The sequence below is a fragment of the Agromyces fucosus genome, from assembly GCF_004134865.1.
GTDB classification, from domain to species: domain Bacteria; phylum Actinomycetota; class Actinomycetes; order Actinomycetales; family Microbacteriaceae; genus Agromyces; species Agromyces fucosus.
Window position 1 is genome coordinate 1069412 of the sequence record NZ_SDPO01000001.1, and the last position, 16582, is coordinate 1085993.

Annotated in this window: 13 protein-coding genes; 8 read left to right on the forward strand and 5 right to left on the reverse strand. The window is 69.8% G+C overall.

Annotation, left to right across the window (positions count from 1 at the left end; genetic code table 11):
* Positions 1 to 23 precede the first annotated feature (23 nt).
* The 6 genes from hpaH to hpaD all read left to right on the forward strand — a co-directional run bounded on the left by hpaH (position 24) and on the right by hpaD (position 6625).
* Positions 24 to 809, forward strand: a complete 786-nt coding sequence (gene hpaH / locus ESP57_RS04835) for a 2-oxo-hept-4-ene-1,7-dioate hydratase (RefSeq protein ID WP_129230715.1) — start codon at positions 24 to 26, stop codon at positions 807 to 809.
* Positions 794 to 1603 carry an aldolase/citrate lyase family protein gene (locus ESP57_RS04840; protein WP_056010140.1) on the forward strand — a complete coding sequence of 270 codons (810 nt, stop codon included), beginning with the start codon at positions 794 to 796 and terminating at the stop codon, positions 1601 to 1603. Before hpaH ends, ESP57_RS04840 begins: the two co-directional genes overlap by 16 nt.
* Before the next feature lie 97 nt (positions 1604 to 1700).
* Positions 1701 to 3224 carry a fumarylacetoacetate hydrolase family protein gene (locus ESP57_RS04845; RefSeq protein WP_243648396.1) on the forward strand — a complete coding sequence of 508 codons (1524 nt, stop codon included), beginning with the start codon at positions 1701 to 1703 and terminating at the stop codon, positions 3222 to 3224.
* A gap of 8 nt (positions 3225 to 3232) precedes the next feature.
* Positions 3233 to 3910: a GntR family transcriptional regulator gene (locus ESP57_RS04850; protein WP_056012942.1), complete on the forward strand. Its 678-nt coding sequence runs from the start codon at positions 3233 to 3235 to the stop codon at positions 3908 to 3910.
* 30 nt (positions 3911 to 3940) lie between these two features.
* Positions 3941 to 5434, forward strand: coding sequence for a 5-carboxymethyl-2-hydroxymuconate semialdehyde dehydrogenase (gene hpaE, locus ESP57_RS04855; RefSeq protein WP_129230717.1), 1494 nt, complete (start codon positions 3941 to 3943; stop codon positions 5432 to 5434).
* Positions 5435 to 5482: 48 nt separating this feature from the next.
* The gene (gene hpaD, locus ESP57_RS04860; protein WP_129230718.1) at positions 5483 to 6625 is read left to right on the forward strand and encodes a 3,4-dihydroxyphenylacetate 2,3-dioxygenase; all 1143 of its coding nucleotides are present in this window, start codon (positions 5483 to 5485) and stop codon (positions 6623 to 6625) included.
* 120 nt (positions 6626 to 6745) lie between these two features.
* Here hpaD and ESP57_RS04865 read toward each other — a convergent pair whose 3' ends face one another.
* The 4 genes from ESP57_RS04865 to ESP57_RS04880 form a co-directional block, all read right to left on the reverse strand.
* Complete coding sequence (locus ESP57_RS04865) at positions 6746 to 8491, reverse strand: glycoside hydrolase family 36 protein (RefSeq protein ID WP_129230719.1); 1746 nt, start codon at positions 8489 to 8491, stop codon at positions 6746 to 6748.
* Between the two features lie 11 nt (positions 8492 to 8502).
* Positions 8503 to 9348: a carbohydrate ABC transporter permease gene (locus ESP57_RS04870; RefSeq protein WP_056010155.1), complete on the reverse strand. Its 846-nt coding sequence runs from the start codon at positions 9346 to 9348 to the stop codon at positions 8503 to 8505.
* Positions 9345 to 10358 carry a carbohydrate ABC transporter permease gene (locus ESP57_RS04875; RefSeq protein WP_129230720.1) on the reverse strand — a complete coding sequence of 338 codons (1014 nt, stop codon included), beginning with the start codon at positions 10356 to 10358 and terminating at the stop codon, positions 9345 to 9347. Before ESP57_RS04875 ends, ESP57_RS04870 begins: the two co-directional genes overlap by 4 nt.
* A 73-nt stretch (positions 10359 to 10431) precedes the next feature.
* Positions 10432 to 11745 carry an ABC transporter substrate-binding protein gene (locus tag ESP57_RS04880; RefSeq protein ID WP_165877373.1) on the reverse strand — a complete coding sequence of 438 codons (1314 nt, stop codon included), beginning with the start codon at positions 11743 to 11745 and terminating at the stop codon, positions 10432 to 10434.
* Positions 11746 to 11884: 139 nt separating this feature from the next.
* On the opposite strand from ESP57_RS04880, the gene ESP57_RS04885 reads away from it, so the two are divergent.
* Together ESP57_RS04885 and ESP57_RS04890 are read left to right on the forward strand one after the other, a co-directional pair.
* Positions 11885 to 14029 carry an alpha-galactosidase gene (locus ESP57_RS04885; RefSeq protein WP_129230722.1) on the forward strand — a complete coding sequence of 715 codons (2145 nt, stop codon included), beginning with the start codon at positions 11885 to 11887 and terminating at the stop codon, positions 14027 to 14029.
* Positions 14026 to 15522: a glucosidase family protein gene (locus ESP57_RS04890; RefSeq protein WP_129230723.1), complete on the forward strand. Its 1497-nt coding sequence runs from the start codon at positions 14026 to 14028 to the stop codon at positions 15520 to 15522. Before ESP57_RS04885 ends, ESP57_RS04890 begins: the two co-directional genes overlap by 4 nt.
* Here the strand turns inward: ESP57_RS04890 and ESP57_RS04895 are convergent.
* On the reverse strand, positions 15470 to 16528 hold the full coding sequence (locus tag ESP57_RS04895; protein WP_082571365.1) for a LacI family DNA-binding transcriptional regulator: 1059 nt from the start codon (positions 16526 to 16528) through the stop codon (positions 15470 to 15472). The genes ESP57_RS04890 and ESP57_RS04895 overlap by 53 nt on opposite strands.
* Positions 16529 to 16582: the final 54 nt, after the last annotated feature.

The following is a 16582-nucleotide window of genomic DNA, read 5'->3' on the forward strand; positions in this document are numbered from 1 at the left end:
CCGAAGACGAAGTGGAGCGCAAGTTGCTGGAACAGACCCGCATCGAGGAGATCGCCGACGAGCTCGTCGCGGCCCATCACGAGCGTGGCACCGTGCCGCTCCTGACCGCCCGGAACCCCGGCATGACGGTCGACGACGCCTACGCCGTGCAGAGCGTCTGGGCGAAGCGGCGCCAGGACGACGGCGCGCGCCTCGTGGGCCGCAAGATCGGCCTCACCTCGAAGGTCATGCAGGTCGCGACCGGCATCACGGAGCCCGACTACGGCGTCATCTTCGACGACATGGTGGTCGAGTCCGGCGCATCCGTCGAATTCGACCGCTTCTCGAACGTGCGCATCGAGGTCGAGCTCGCCTTCGTGCTCGCCAAGCCCCTGCAGGGCCCGGATGTCACGATCTTCGACGTGCTCGACGCCACGGCCTACGTCGTGCCGGCCCTCGAGATCCTGAACTCCCACATCGAGATGCAGGGCCGCACGATCGTCGACACGATCTCCGACAACGCCGCCATGGGTGCCATGGTGGTCGGCGGCCGCCCCGTGAAGGTCGACGATGTCGACCTCCGGTGGATCTCGGCGCTGCTCTACCGGAACCAGACGATCGAGGAGTCGGGTGTCGCGGCCGCGGTGCTCGGCCACCCCGCGATGGGCGTCGCCTGGCTCGCGAACAAGCTCGCCCAGCACGAGCAGTCGCTCGAAGCCGGAGAGATCATCCTCGCGGGGTCGTTCACGCGACCCATGTGGGTCGAGCGCGGCGACACCGTGCACGCAGACTACGGACAACTTGGAGCAGTGACGTGCCGATTCGAATGACCCTTCCCGAGACGCTCACCACGCGCATCGCGGCGAGCGACCGCCCGCTCGTCGGCATGTGGGTCTGCTCGGCGAGCCCGATCATGGCCGAGATCGCGGCCGGCAGCGGCCTCGACTGGGTGCTGATCGACGGCGAGCATTCGCCCAACGGACTCGACTCGATCCTCGCGCAACTCCATGCCGTGTCGGCCTACCCGGTGGCGCCGGTCGTACGACCCCCGATCGGCGACACCGTGCTGATCAAGCAGTACCTCGACCTCGGCGTGCAGAACCTGCTCGTGCCCATGGTCGACTCGGCCGCGCAGGCCGCTGAGCTCGCCCGCGCGGTGCGGTACCCCGCCGACGGCGTGCGCGGCGTGGGTGCCGCACTGGCCCGCTCGTCGCGCTGGAACCGCGTGGACCGGTACCTGCACGACGCCGCGACCACGATCAGCCTCACGGTGCAGATCGAGTCCGCGGTCGCGGTCGATGCGGTCGAGGACATCGCCGCCGTCGACGGCGTCGACGCGCTGTTCGTCGGCCCAGCCGACCTCGCCGCCTCAATGGGCCTGATCGGCCAGCAGTCGCACCCCGACGTCGTCGAGGGCGTGCTGCGCTCGATCCGCGCGGGAGCCGCCGCGGGCAAGCCCGTCGGCGTCAACGCCTTCGCTCCCGCCGACGCCGATCGCTACCTCGCCGCCGGCGCGGCGTTCGTCTCCGTCGGGGCGGATGTCGCGATCGTCGCCCGTGCTTCCGAGGCGCTCGCCGACCGGTTCATCCCGGCGGATGCCGCGGCTCCCCGCGCGAGCTACTGACGAGCCGGCTCGATCGATCTGGCGAACCGGTGCGATCACCGCTCGACACACCCTCGCGAATCGTATATCATTTGAGATATCGAGAGACGAGGACAATGTGGACTTCGGCATCACCGCCCCCGGCAAGATCATCGCCGTGCACCTCAACTACCCGTCGCGGGCCGCGCAACGCGGGCGTACTCCGGCGCAGCCGAGCTACTTCCTGAAGCCGACCTCCTCGCTCGCACCGACCGGCGCCACACTGGAGCGCCCCGCCGGCACCGAGCTGCTCGCCTTCGAGGGCGAGATCGCGATCGTCATCGGCGAGCCGGCACGCCGGGTCTCCCCCGCCGACGGCTGGCAGCACGTGGCATCCGTGACCGCGGCGAACGACTTCGGCCTCTACGACCTGCGCGCCGCCGACAAGGGCTCGAACGTGCGATCGAAGGGCGGCGACGGCTTCACGCCGATCGGTCCCGTCGCGATCCCGGTCGCAGGTCTCGGCGAAGGCGACTGGCGCGTGCGCACGTGGGTCAACGGGCAGCTCGTGCAGGAGGACACCTCCGACACGCTGCTCTTCCCGTTCGGCCGGCTCATCGCCGACCTCTCGCAGCTCATGACGCTCGAGACCGGCGACGTGATCCTCACCGGCACGCCAGCGGGGTCGTCCGTGGTGCTGCCGGGCGACGTCGTCGAGGTCGAGGTCGACGCCCCCGACGCGCCCGGGGCTCCGAGCACCGGACGGCTCGTCACGACCATCACGCAGGGCGTCGCCGAGTTCGGCGATTTCGGAACCCGGCCCGCGACCGACGAGCTGCAGCGCGTCGAGGCCTGGGGCAGTGACGAGGAGCTCGCCGCGGCCGTCGCCGCCGGGCGCGCTTCAGCTCCGGTCTCCACCAGTGCAGCGGATGCCGCAGCTCCCGCCGCCGGCACCGTTCCCGCCTTCGAGCTCACCGACGAGATGCGCGCGGACTTCGGCCGCGTCGCCGTCGCCACCCTCTCGGTCGCGCTCCGAAAGCGCGGCTACCACGACATCTTCATCGAGGGCGTCGCCGCGAACCACGCCGGTGACCGCATCGTCGGCCGCGCGAAGACGCTCCGGTTCATCCCGTTCCGGCCCGACCTCTTCCAGAGCCACGGCGGCGGGTTCAATGCGCAGAAGCTCGCCTTCGACACGGTCGCTCCCGGCGAGGTGCTCGTCGTCGAGGCCCGCGGCGAGCGCGGCACCGGCACGGTCGGCGACGTGCTGGCCCTTCGCGCCCAGGTGCGCGGCGCCGCCGGCATCGTCACCGACGGCGGCGTCCGCGACTACGACGCGGTCGCAGGCTTCGAGATCCCCGTGTTCTCGCAAGGCCCGCACCCCTCGGTGCTCGGTCGGCGCCACGTGCCGTGGGAGGTCGACGTCACGATCGCCTGCGGCGGCGCCGCGGTGCAGCCCGGCGACGTCATCGTGGGCGACGGCGACGGCGTCATCGTGATCCCGCCGCAGCTCGTCGAGGAGGTGCTCGCCGAGGCGCTCGAACAGGAGCGGCAGGAGGCGTACGTGGCCGAGCAGGTCGCGGCCGGGGCATCCGTCGACGGACTCTTCCCCATGAACGCCGAATGGCTCACCCGCTACCGCGCCGCGCAGGAGGCATCGTGAGTCCCCAGATGCAGACCGAACGCTCGACCGAGAGCAAGTCGCAGCAGGCCTACCGGTTCATCCGCACGCGCATCGACGACGGCCGATACGTCCCCGGCTACCGGCTCGTGCTCGGGGCGATCGCCCGTGAGCTCGATGTCTCGGTCGTGCCGGTGCGCGAGGCGATCCGCCTGCTCGAGGCCGAGGGCCTCGTCACCTTCGAGCGCAACGTCGGCGCCCAGGTCGCCCTCATCAAGGAGACCGAGTACCTGCACACGATGCAGACGCTCGCGCTCGTCGAGGGTGCGGCGACGGCGCTCTCGGCGCCGTTCATCTCCCCCGACCACCTCGCTCGCGCGCGCGAGATCAACGAGCGGATGCGACGCACCCTCGACGACTTCGAGCCGAGCCGGTTCACCGAGCTCAACCTCGAGTTCCACGCCGTGCTCTTCGAGGAGTGCCCGAACCCGCACATCCTCGATCTCGTGCACCGGGGCTGGAACCGCATGAAGGTGCTGCGCGACTCCTCGTTCAGCTTCGTTCCCGGCCGCGCACACGAGTCCGTCGAGGAGCACGAACGCATCCTCGAGCTCATCGAGGCGGGCGCCGATGCCCTCCAGGTCGAGCTCGCCGCGCGGCGCCACCGTACCGCGACGCTCGACGCCGTGCTCGCCGCCCAGTCGCGGCATCCGCTGCCGTCACCCTGACCATCACCCTCCCCACGAAAGCCGCATGACATGACGCACTACATCCCCGAAGGCCTGCCCGACCGCATCCGCCACTTCATCGACGGCGAGTTCGTCGACTCCGTCGGCGGCGAGACGTTCGACGTGCTCGATCCCGTGTCGAACGAGACCTACGTGCAGGCCGCGGCCGGCCAGCGGGCCGACATCGACCTCGCGGTCGCCGCGGCGAAGCGCGCGTTCGACGAGGGGCCCTGGCCCCGCATGCTCCCCCGCCAGCGCTCGCGGGTGCTGCACCGGATCGCCGACCTCGTCGAGGCGCGCGACGCCCGGCTCGCGGAGCTCGAGACGTTCGACACCGGCCTGCCGATCACGCAGGCGCTCGGCCAGGCGCAGCGCGCCGCCGAGAACTTCCGCTTCTTCGCCGACCTGATCGTCGCCCAGCGCGACGACACCTACAAGGTTCCGGGTCGCCAGGTGAACTACGTGAACCGAAAGCCGATCGGCGTCGCTGGCCTCATCACGCCGTGGAACACGCCCTTCATGCTCGAGTCGTGGAAGCTCGCGCCCGCGCTCGCGACCGGCAACACCGTCGTGCTGAAGCCCGCCGAGTTCACGCCCCTGTCGGCGTCGCTCTGGGCAGAGATCTTCCGCGAGGCGGGCGTGCCCGACGGCGTCTTCAACCTCGTCAACGGCCTCGGCGAGGAGGCCGGCGACGCGCTCGTCAAGCACCCCGACGTGCCGCTCATCTCCTTCACGGGCGAGAGCCGCACCGGCCAGATCATCTTCGGCAACGCGGCACCGTTCCTGAAGGGCCTCTCGATGGAGCTCGGCGGCAAGTCGCCCGCCGTCGTCTTCGCCGACGCCGACCTCGACTCGGCGCTCGACGCGACCGTCTTCGGCGTGTTCTCGCTGAACGGCGAGCGCTGCACGGCAGGGTCCCGCGTGCTCGTCGAGCGCTCGATCTACGACGACTTCGTCGCCCGCTACGCCGAGCGGGCGAAGAACATCGTGGTCGGCGACCCGCACGACCCGAAGACCGAGGTCGGCGCCCTCGTACACCCCGAGCACTACGACAAGGTCATGAGCTACGTCGAGATCGGCAAGACCGAGGGCCGGCTCGTCGCCGGCGGCGGTCGCCCCGACGGGCTCGAGACCGGCAACTACGTCGCCCCCACGGTGTTCGCGGATGTCTCGCCCGACGCCCGCATCTTCCAGGAGGAGATCTTCGGACCCGTCGTCGCGATCACGCCGTTCGACACCGATGAGGAGGCGCTCGAGCTCGCGAACAACACCCGCTACGGGCTCGCCGCCTACATCTGGACCAACAACCTGAAGCGCGCCCACAACTTCGCCCAGTCGGTCGAAGCGGGCATGGTGTGGCTGAACTCCAACAACGTGCGCGACCTCCGCACCCCGTTCGGCGGTGTCAAGGCGTCGGGCCTCGGTCATGAGGGCGGCTACCGTTCGATCGACTTCTACACCGACCAGCAGGCCGTGCACATCACGCTCAACGAGGCGCACTCGCCGCGCTTCGGCGCCAAGTAGCCGGCCACGCCCTCCCCACCGACCGCTCCACAACTGAAGGACGAACCAATGTCTGCGCTCAACGACCGAGTCAAGACCTCCTCCGGCTTCTACGTCACTCAAGAGGCCCCGATCCAGACCGACAATGCGATTCCGACGCCATCGGTGCCGGCGCCCGACATCCTCCGCTGCGCCTACATGGAGCTCGTCGTCACCGACCTCGCGGCATCGCGAGAGTTCTACGTCGACGTGCTCGGACTCTACGTCACCGAGGAGGACGATGCGGCGATCTACCTCCGGTCGACGGAGGAGTTCATCCACCACAACCTGGTGCTGCGCCAGGGCCCCATCGCCGCGGTCGCCGCGTTCTCGTACCGGGTCCGCTCGCCCGAAGAGCTCGACGTCGCGGTGGCCTTCTACAGCGAGCTCGGATGTCGCGTCGAGCGTCGCTCGGAGGGCTTCACGAAGGGCATTGGCGACTCGGTGCGAGTCGAGGACCCGCTCGGATTCCCGTATGAGTTCTTCTACCAGACCGAGCACGTCGAGCGGCTGTCGTGGCGGTACGACCTGCACACCCCCGGCGAACTCGTTCGCCTCGACCACTTCAACCAGGTCACCCCCGACGTGCCGCGCGCCGTGAAGTTCATGCAGGACCTGGGCTTCCGAGTGACCGAAGACATCCAGGACGACGAGGGCACGGTCTACGCCGCCTGGATGCGCCGCAAGCCCACCGTTCACGACACGGCCATGACCGGCGGCGACGGCCCCCGCATGCACCACGTCGCCTTCGCGACGCACGAGAAGCACAACATCCTCGCGATCTGCGACAAGCTCGGTGCGCTCCGTCGTTCCGACGCCATCGAGCGCGGCCCGGGCCGCCACGGCGTCTCGAACGCGTTCTACCTCTACCTGCGCGACCCCGACGGCCACCGGGTCGAGATCTACACCCAGGACTACTACACGGGCGACCCCGACAACCCCGTCGTCACGTGGGACGTGCACGACAACCAGCGCCGCGACTGGTGGGGCAACCCCGTCGTGCCCTCCTGGTATACCGAGGCCTCACTCGTGCTCGACCTCGACGGCAACCCCAAGCCGGTCGTCGCCCGCACCGACGACTCCGAACTCGAGGTCACGATCGGCGCCGACGGCTTCTCGTACACCCGCGAAGGCGACGAGGAGAAGGGCTTCAAGCTCGGCAACACGCTGTAGGCCCGTTCGGTCCTCCAACGGCGAACGCCGCCCGCCGTCTCGATTCACGGGGCGACGGGCGGCGTTCGCGTTCGACACCGAGCGCGCTGCGCTGCGGTGCTCAGGATCCCGACGCGGAACTCAGTCGAGCACGAGCTCCGCGATCGACCACGGCGGGATCGGCAGGAAGCCCTGCCTCCCGAGCTCCGCACGGCCCGCGGCGGCACCGGCCGCGGTACCGGTGACGACCGTGAGCCCGGCCATCGACGTCGCGGGAGTACTCGAGCGGTAGGCGAGCTGCGCCGAACCCGACGCGTTCAGCACGACGAGTCGGCGCACGCCGTCGAGCTCGAGGTCGAGGACGCTGCCGCCGTACGCCACGACGACGAGCGTCTCGCCGAGTCGTGCCGCCGCCGACGGATAGCCGTCGACGGGCAGGCCCGCCGTGATCTCGCCGTCGATCAGCACGCCGCTGAGCTCACGCCAGACGCCGAGGACCGCAGCGACCGCGTCCCGGTGGGCGGCCGGCAGCGAGACGAGCGGCATCGAGATCTGGGGCACGCCGAAGAACGCGCCGAACAACTGCCGCACTGCCGCATCGGGCGACGCGGTCGGGTCCCACATGATGGGGTCGGCGTGCACGACCTGCCCGTTCGAGAGCAGGCGCAGGTCGAGGATCGACCGGCGGTTCTGGACGGCGTCGGCCGGGCAGTCGTCGGCGCGCACGACGTCGGCGTACGACGCGACGGCCGGTGACACGTACGGCTGGCGGAACTCGATCAGTGCTCCGGGCCGCTCGAGGTCGACCGCATCGGCGACGCCGCGGAGCAGGAGCGTCATCGCCTCGCCCACGTCGGCCACGTCGCCGGTCGACGGTTCGCCCGCGTAGACCATGGCCGAGTTCAGGAAGTCGATCTTGAGCCCGTCGAGGTCGTACTCGCGCACGAGTCGGGCGCAGGTCTCGACGAGGTGCGCGCGCACCTCGGGATGGCGCGGGTCGAGCACGCGACACCGGAGCGACTCGGAATGGTGCGGAGCGAAGCGGTGCAGACGATCGAACGCCTCGCTCTGCTCCCCGAGCAGGAGCGGCGCGATCCACAGCACGACATCGAGATCCTGCCCGTGGAGCCTGCCCGAGAGGGCGGTGAGGTCGGGGAACTTGCCCGTGTCGGGCACCCAGTCGCCGCACCCCGCGTACCACCGGCCATCGCCGAAGCGCTGCCAGCCGTCGTCGATGAAGACCGAACGGCACCCCAGCTCCGCCGCCACTGCGGCATCGGCCTCGATGACCTCCTCCGAGATGCGCTGCGAGTGGGCGTACCAGGTCGAGTACACCGGCTCGCGGGACGCCGTCGACGCCGGACGCACCGGAAGGTCGGCTCGCACGGCCTCGGAGACGGCGCGAACGGCACGCGCGTACGGCATCGCCTCGCTCACGACCACGAGGTCGAGTCCGGCCTCGAGCTCGGCCAGGCGCCCCTCGATCGGCAGTCGCACGACGAACGTCTTCTCCTCCTCGGAGACCCCGTACTGCAGCTCGCCCTCGTGCACGAGGCAGTCGAGCCCGAAGGCGAGCCGGCTGCTGCCGTCGGCGTCGTAGAGCGCGCCGATCGGGGCGGACCTCACCGCACTGAACGCGTCGCGCCCCGCCCAGTCGGCCGGGAGTCCGCGGCCTCCCGAGAGCCCGGGGTTCCAGTACCCGGCAGCATCGCCGAGCGGCAGTTCGAGCACGACCTGGCCCTCGCCCTGCACGGCGAGGCGGATCCGCAGGAGCCCGCCGTCCTCGCCGTGCTCGGACACCCGAACCGCGCCCCCGGTGCCGAGGCGAATACCCCTGGGGAGCTCGGTCCACTCGATGAGCGAGAGGTGGTGGTCTTCAAGTAGCACGTGCGGAACTCCTATTGCTTGACTGCGCCGGCGAGGATGCCGGCGACGAAATGACGCTGCAGGAACAGGAAGAGCACGAGGATCGGCAGGACCGACAGGAACGTGCCCATCATCAGCTGCCCGTAATCCGTGGTGCCGATGCCCTGCAACGAGGCGAGCGAGACGGGGATGGTGAACGACTCGGGCGTGCGCAGCACGACGAGCGGATAGACGAACTCGTTCCACTGGGCGAGGAAGAGGAAGATCGCGAGCGCCGCGAGCGCCGGCCGGACGGTCGGCAGCACGATCCGGGAGAACACCCGGAACTCCCCCGCCCCGTCGACCCGCGCCGCCTGCAACAGCTCGTCGGGCACCGCCTGCATGGTCTGGCGCATGAGGAAGATGCCGAACGGCAATGCGAGGTTCGGCAGGATGAGCGCCTGGTAGGTGTCGAGCCATCCGAGCGTCACCATGATCTGGAAGAGCGGCACGAGCGTCACCTGCGAGGGCAGCGCGAGCGTGATCAGCACCGCACCGAACAGCAGGCCGCGCCCGCGGAACTCGAACTTCGCGAACGCGTAGCCGGCTGCCGTGCAGACGACCAGGCCGAGCAGCGTGTAGACGGATGCGACCAGCACCGAGTTCCCGATCGCGCGGCCGAAGAGCGTGTCGCTGAGGAGCCCGGTGAGGTTGTCGAAGAATGCCGGACCCGGCAGCACGTTGGGCGGGGAGGCGAAGATCTCGCGTGACGGGTACGTCGTGGCGATGATGAGCCAGTAGAAGGGCAGCAGCATGAGCACGGCCCCCGCGGCGATCACCGTCGTGAGCACGAGGGACTTGGTTCGGCGCCCGCGCACGCCGATGAGCGACTCGGTCATCGGGTCTTCTCCTTCGGGGACATCGACTTCTTCGGGGAGATCGGCTTCGGCGCTCGCTCGCGGAAGAGGCGGAACTGGATGAGCGAGACCACGGCGATGATGACGGTCAACGCATACCCGATGGCCGAGGCGTACCCGAAGTCGAAGTACTTGAAGCCGTTCTGGTAGAGGTACATCCCGACCGTGAGGGTGGCGTTGTCGGGCCCGCCGTTCGTGAGCACGTACGGCTCGTCGAAGAGCTGGAGGGTGCCGATCGTCGAGAGGACCACGGTCAGCAGCAGCGCCGGGCGGAGCCCGGACAGGGTGATGTTGACGAACCGCTGCCATCCGTTCGCGCCGTCGACCTGCGCCGCCTCGTAGAGTTCGCCGGGGATCGACTGCAACTGCGCGAGGTAGATGATCGCGTTCTGGCCGGTGTAGTGCCAGGTCATCGCCAGCACGATCGAGATCTTCGCCCAGAACGGATCGACGAGCCACGGAATAGGGCCGATGCCGACGTAGCCCAACAGCTCGTTCACGATGCCGGCGCTGGAGTCGAAGAGGGCACTGAAGAGGATGCCGTAGGCGACGAGACCCATGACGATCGGCACGAAGAACGCCATGCGGAAGAACGCGCGGCCCTTCAGGAGCAGTGAGTTGAAGGCGACCGAGAGCACGATGCCCAGGCCGAGCATGAGCGGCACCTGCACCACGAGGATGAGTGCGGTGTTGCCGAGCGCCTTGTAGAAGAGCGGGTCCTCCAGGAGGCGCAGGTAGTTGTCGAGCCCGACGAAGGTGATGACCCCGCCGATGTTCGAGGTGAGGCTCGTCCAGAAGGCCGAGAGGTACGGGTAGAGCTTGAAGCCGAGGAACAGCACGATCGTCGGCAGCAGGAAGAGGTAGGGCGTGATCCGCGGGTGGCCGATCGAAGAGCGTCGGCGGCGCCGCGGGGGCCTCGGCGGGGCCGCGAACGGTGCTGCCTCCGCGGTCGGGCCGGCCGAGGCATGGGCGGTCGAGGACAGGACATTCATGTGTGTTCGCTCCATGGGAGGGCGCGCCGGCCCGCGATGTCGCTGGACATCGCGGACCGGCGCATCCGGTCCGTCAGTCGGCCAGCTTGCGGCCGGTCTGCTGGACGACCTGGTCGGCCGCCTCGTCGAGCGCCTGCTGGGGGTCGGCTCCGGAGAGCAGCACTCGCGTCTGCGCATCGGTGTACGCCTTCAGCGCCCGCGCGTAGTCGCTCGTGTAGTTCAGGACGGGGGTGTCCTGCTCGAGCTCCGCGATGAAGATGGCGTTCGGCGACTGTCCGTCGAAGTACTCGCTCGGCGCGGCGAAGCCCTCGGACTCGAGCATCGGCTTGTACCCGGGGAACATGCCGCCGCCCTCGTAGACGAGCTTCTGGCCCTCGAGCGTGCCGAGGGCGAAGTTCACGAACTCCCACGCGGTCTTCTGGTTCTTGCTCGCCGTCGGGATCGACAGGTAGGTTCCGCCGTTGACCGCCGCGGTGATACCGCCCGGCTCGACCGACGGGGGCAGCCGCACGCCCCAATTGCCCGCCATCTCGGGGGCCTCGTTCTCCATGACGCCGGCCATCCAGCCACCCGCGGGCATGATCGCCGTCGGCTTCTCGCCGCGCAGCTGCGCGAGCAGGTTGTCCCAGCTCCCCTGCACGTCGCCGACGATGCCGAGGTCGTTCGCCTTCTTGATGAGTTCGAGGGATGTCACGCCGGCATCGCCGTTCATCGTGATGTCGCCGCTCTCGTCGAAGTAGAACGAGTCCTGCAGCGCCGTCTGGAGCTGCCAGAGACCGGCCGAGTCCGCCTCGGTCGCCGCCTTGTCCTGGTTGTAGAGCGGAACGCCCGTCTTCTCCTTGATGATCACGCCGGCATCGATGAGCTGGTCCCAGGTCTCGATCGAGTCGATGTCGATGCCGGCCTCCTCGAAGATGTCGCTGCGGTAGAAGAACCCGGTGGCGTTGACCTCGTAGGGAATGCCGTACACGGCGCCGTCGGCGCCCGAACCGCTCTTCCACGCGCCGGAGGGGAACTCGGGCTCGAGCGAATCCGCGCCGAATTCGCGGAGGTCGACGAGCTCGCCCGGGAACTGCTCGACGTAGTTGCCCATGTAGTCGATGCCGATGTTGAGCACGTCGGGCAGGCCCTGCCCGCCGGCGGCCATGCCGGTCGTGATCTTCTCCCAGATCGCCGGGTTGCCGACGTCCTGCACGTCGACCTCGACATCGGGGTAGAGCTTCTGGAACGCGGGGACCGCAGCCTCGAGGCCGTCGCCGGGCGCGTTCCACGTCCAGATCGTGATCTTGCCCGACACGTCGCCATCGGTAGCGCCGTCGTCGGCGGCCGTGGCCGAGCATCCGACGAGTGCGGCGACGCTCGCGACGGCGGCTGCTGTGACCGCCATCCCGCGTGCTCGCTTGTTCAACGTGAACCTCATTGTTCGCAGTCCTTTCTCGGTGAGTCGCGTCATCGGCGACTCGGCGACAGTAACATATTATGTGTATATATGCAGCGACTGTCTGCAAACTTGCAATGGAGGAGACATGACTGAAGCGGTGTTCCACCTGCGCGCGGGGGGCGTGAGCGTCGTGGTCGCGACCTCCGACACCGCCTTGCCGGTGATCTGCCACTGGGGACGCGACCTCGGGCCGCTCGATGCCGGCGCACTCGCCCGTGTCACGGAGCACGCGCCGGGCACGCGTGTGACGAGCGAACCGGATCGGCCGCTCGCCGTCGGAGTGCTGCCCGAGCCCAAGCAGGCTTGGATGGGCCCGCCCGGTCTCACCGGGGATCGCGACGGGGCCGCCGGGTTCCCCGACTTCGACGCCGTCGCCAACGAGTACGAGCGCGTCGACTCGGCCACGGTCGCGCAGCGCCTCATCGCCACCGCCACGGATGCCGCGAACGGGCTCGCGCTGCGCCTCGAGTTCGAGCTCCTCCGCTCCGGCCTGTTGCGGACGCGCGCGGTCGTCCGCAACGACGGTGCTGGACGGTATCGGGTCGACGGGCTCGACCTCGCGCTGCCCGTGCCCGGCCGCGCCGTCGAGCTGCTCGACTTCTCGGGACGACACGGCGGCGAACGCCGCCCGCAGCGCTCGACGATCGTCGACGGCACCCACCTGCGCGAGCAACGACGCGGACGCCCCGGCCCGGACTCGGCCACGCTGCTCGTCGCCGGCACCGCCGACTTCGGCTTCGCCCGTGGCGAGGTCTGGGCGGTGCACCTCGGCTGGTCTGGGAATGCGCGCCTCTGGGCGCACCGCACGAACGGCGGGAGGACCGCCCTCGGCGGAGGCGAACTGCTGCTCCCGGGCGAGGTCATGCTCGGCCCGGGCGAGGAGTACGAGACGCCGTGGCTGTACGCGGCCCACGGCGAGGGACTCGACGATGCATCCGCCCGCATCCACGAGGCGCTGCGCGCTCGACCCGTGCATCCCGCCGTCGGCCGCCCGGTGACGTTGAACACCTGGGAGGCGGTCTACTTCGACCACACGCTCGCACCGCTCCACGAGCTCGCAGCCCTCGCTGCAGACGTCGGCGTCGAGCGCTTCGTGCTCGACGACGGCTGGTTCCTCGGCCGCCGCCACGACCGCGCCGGACTCGGCGACTGGACCGTCGACCCCGCGGTGTGGCCGAACGGGCTGACGCCACTCGTCGAACGCGTGCGAGAGCTCGGCATGCAGTTCGGCATCTGGTTCGAGCCCGAGATGATCAACCCAGACTCTGAGCTCGCGCGCGCGCACCCCGACTGGGTCCTCGCACCGCTGCACCGCGACGCCCCGCTGGCCAGACAGCAGCTCGTGCTGAACGTCGGCGATCCCGACGCACGCGCCCACCTGCGCGACCGGATCGTCGACGTCGTCACCGCCCATCGAATCGACTACATCAAGTGGGACCACAATCGCGACCTCGTCGAGCCCGTCGACCGCGCCTCCGGACGGGCCGGGGTGCACCGTCAGACGAGGGCCGTCTACGAACTCATGCACGAGATCCGCGCGGCGTGCCCGTGGCTCGAGATCGAGTCGTGCTCGGCCGGCGGCGGCCGCATCGACCTCGGCATCGTCGAGCGCACCGATCGGTTCTGGACGAGCGACTCGAACGACCCCCTGGAGCGCCAGCGCATCCAGCGCTGGACCAGCCTCCTGATGCCCCCCGAGCTGCTCGGCGCGCACGTCGGCGCCGCCACCGCCCACGTCACCGGCCGCTCGAGTTCGATCGACTTCCGTGCCATCACGTCGATGGTCGGCAGCTTCGGCATCGAGTGGGACATCCGGGAGGCGACCGCTGATGAGCGGGCGTCGCTCGCCGGATGGATCGCCGAGTTCGTGCGGTTGCGCCCGCTCATCGAACGCGGCAGGATCCATCGCCTCGAGACCGAGCCGTCGATCATCGCCCAGACCGTCGTCTCGACCGATCGCGCGCACGCGATCGCCACCATCGCGACGGTCGACTCCCCCGCCCACCTGCCCGGAGCTGCGCTGCGGCTCACCGGGCTCGACCCCGAAGCCGCCTACCGCGTGACGCGAGTTCGACCCGAGGCATCCGTCGACCCGACGACGACCCGACGCCAGCCGGACTGGTGGACGGAACCGGGCATCTGGCCGGGCATCGTGCTCGCTGAGGTCGGTCTGCCGATGCCGATCCTCCGCCCGCAGGAAGCCGGACTGATCGAGCTGGTCGCGCAATGACCGGCATCCGCATCGAGACTGACGATGCGACCCTCGCCGAGATGTTCGACTGGGCTGCTCGGGCGGCCCGCCGGTTCGTGGTGGACGACGGCCGGCGCGGACCGCTCGACGTCTCCGAGGCGGACCCCGCACCGCACCGCACCGCCGAGTACCGCGCGAGCTATCACGCCGGTTACCTGTTCCGGAGCGGCTACTACCTCCGGGACTTCGCGCACCAGGCGGTCGGCGCGCAGTTGCTCGGGCTGGCCTCGCACAATGCGGCCATGCTCCACAGCTTCGTGCGCTCGGCCACGGCGGAGCATCGCGGGTGGCCGGTGTGGGCGCTGAACTTCGACCGGGCGACCCCGCTCGCCATCGACTACCGAGGCCCCGACGACTTCGTGCGCGAACTGCCCGCCGTCTTCGAGCTCGTGGAGCTGATCCACGTGCTCTTCCGATGGACCGGCGACCGTTCGCTGCTCGAGCATCGCGGGTACTGGCGCGGCATCCTCACGGAGTTCGTGGCGGCGCACGACCGCATCCTCCCCGACGGAATCGCCGAGGCGGAAGGACCGGGCATCTTCGACGGCGCCGCGAGCTACAACGAGCGGCCGGCCGGTCCGCTGCTCGAGGCGGGCGACGCCTTCGCGGCACAGTATGCGGCGAACCGCCACGCCGCACGCCTCGAGTCCGCGCTGGGGGACGACGAGGCATCCGCTCGGTTCGCGTCTGCGGCCGACCGACTGGCCGCGGTGTTCGCCTCCGATTGGGGCGCGTCCGACGGGCCGACGGGCAAGGGCGAACTCGTGTCGGCGCGGGACGCCGACGGGCTCCCGCTGCGGGAGTGGATGAAGGAGGCGACGTGGTTCCCACCGATGAAGGGCCTCGTCGACGCCGACCACCCGGACCGGTGCACCGTGCTCGACCGCATCGATCGTGCGAGTCGAGCACTCGAGACCAGGCCGCGCAACGTCGAGGCGCTCAGCTACCTGCCGGACGTGTTCCTCCGCCACGGCCGCCCGGACACCGCCTTCGAGTGGATGCGGACCGTCTACGACGCCCGCGACGCACCGCACGAGGTCACCGCGCAGGGCCCGAACGGCGACTACCCCGAGGTGTCCTTCACGCTCGTCGCACAGGTCGTCGCCGGCTTCCTCGGTCTCGAGCCCGACGCGCCCACTCGCACGGTGACCACTCGGCCCGCACTCCCCCATGGCATCCACCGGCTCGCCGCGCACGACATCCCCTTCGACGGCGGCGTCATCAGCGTCGGCATCCACCTCGGCCACGAGCAGTGGCTCGAGAACGGCACCTCGCGCGACCTCGCCTGGGTGCCGATCGCGGTTCGCGACGACCGCTTCCGAGATCCGCACCTCGGCGAGGCGTCGTTCGGCGATGCCCACCGGGTCGCGCCGGGCGAGCGGCGCACGATCCGTCTCGGCCCCGACGGCGGGCGGGGACTCAGACCGGCACGGGCCCGGTCGACTGCCGCAGCCTCAGCTCAGGATCGATGAGCGCCTCGGTCGCCTGCACCGCACGGTTCTGGATCATGGTGACGAGCGTTCGCGCGCAGCTCTCCGCCAGGCTCTCGACCGGCTGGCGCACCGTCGTGAGCGGCGGATCGGTGAAGTCCAGCAGGTAGGAGTCGTTGTAGCCGATCACCGAGAGGTCCTTCGGCACCTCGAGTCCGCGCCGGGTGGCCGCCTTGATGGCGCCGAGCGCCATGTCGTCGCTCGACGCCACGATCGCCGTGACACCGAGCGGGAGGAGCTCATCGGCGGCGTGGCGCCCGCCGTCGACGCTGAAGTGGTGTCGCACCACCAGGTCTTCGGCGTCGCTCAGCCCCCGTGCATCCATGGCCTCGAGAAACCCCTCGACGCGACGGTCGGCGGGCGTGTTGCCGACCGGCCCTGCGCACATGCCGATGCGACGATGGCCGAGGTCGTACAGGTGCGACACCGCGATCTCGGCAGCCTGCCAGTCGTCGGTGGAGACGACCGGGGTGCGCGAGTTCGCGAACGCACCGTTCACGCTCATATACGGGATGCCGCGCGCCTCGAGCATCTCGCGTGCCACGGGGTCGGCGTTGCGCAGGGTGTTGCTCGATGAGAGGAAGACCGCGGCGGCGATGCCCGCGTCGAGCATGACCTCGATGTAGTCGCGCTCGACGACGGAACCCGGCACCACCGGGCAGACGACGGCGCGCAGCCCGTGCGGGCTCAACTCGCTCTCGACGGCGGTGCACATCGCGGCGAAGATCGCGTCCTTGAGCGCCGGAACGAGGAGCAGCACGATCTCGCCCTTGACCGGGCGTTCGTAGCCGATCTCGGCGAGTGCGCGCTCCACCTGCTCGCGGGTGCTCGCCGAGACGCCGTACTTGCGGTTGAGGACCCGGCTCACGGTGGCCTCGCTGACACCGGCCAACGCGGCGACCTCGGCGAGGCGAACCGTTCCAGCGGGCGACCGCGTGCGCCGGACGACACCGGCCTTCGGCGCATGATCGGCGGTCGTGTCTCCCATTGCACCATTCTTGCCGATCCGGCGAGCCCCGGTGCGTTTCGCGGCGCCGCGATC

Coding starts and splice junctions, on each gene's coding strand:
- ESP57_RS04890 (WP_129230723.1), top strand. CDS start 14,026: ATGACCGGCATCCGCATCGAGACTGACGATGCGACCCTCGCCGAGATG.
- ESP57_RS04880 (WP_165877373.1), bottom strand. CDS start 11,745: ATGGCGGTCACAGCAGCCGCCGTCGCGAGCGTCGCCGCACTCGTCGGA.
- ESP57_RS04875 (WP_129230720.1), bottom strand. CDS start 10,358: ATGAATGTCCTGTCCTCGACCGCCCATGCCTCGGCCGGCCCGACCGCG.
- ESP57_RS04870 (WP_056010155.1), bottom strand. CDS start 9,348: ATGACCGAGTCGCTCATCGGCGTGCGCGGGCGCCGAACCAAGTCCCTC.
- ESP57_RS04885 (WP_129230722.1), top strand. CDS start 11,885: ATGACTGAAGCGGTGTTCCACCTGCGCGCGGGGGGCGTGAGCGTCGTG.
- hpaE (WP_129230717.1), top strand. CDS start 3,941: ATGACGCACTACATCCCCGAAGGCCTGCCCGACCGCATCCGCCACTTC.
- ESP57_RS04895 (WP_082571365.1), bottom strand. CDS start 16,528: ATGGGAGACACGACCGCCGATCATGCGCCGAAGGCCGGTGTCGTCCGG.
- ESP57_RS04850 (WP_056012942.1), top strand. CDS start 3,233: ATGCAGACCGAACGCTCGACCGAGAGCAAGTCGCAGCAGGCCTACCGG.
- hpaD (WP_129230718.1), top strand. CDS start 5,483: ATGTCTGCGCTCAACGACCGAGTCAAGACCTCCTCCGGCTTCTACGTC.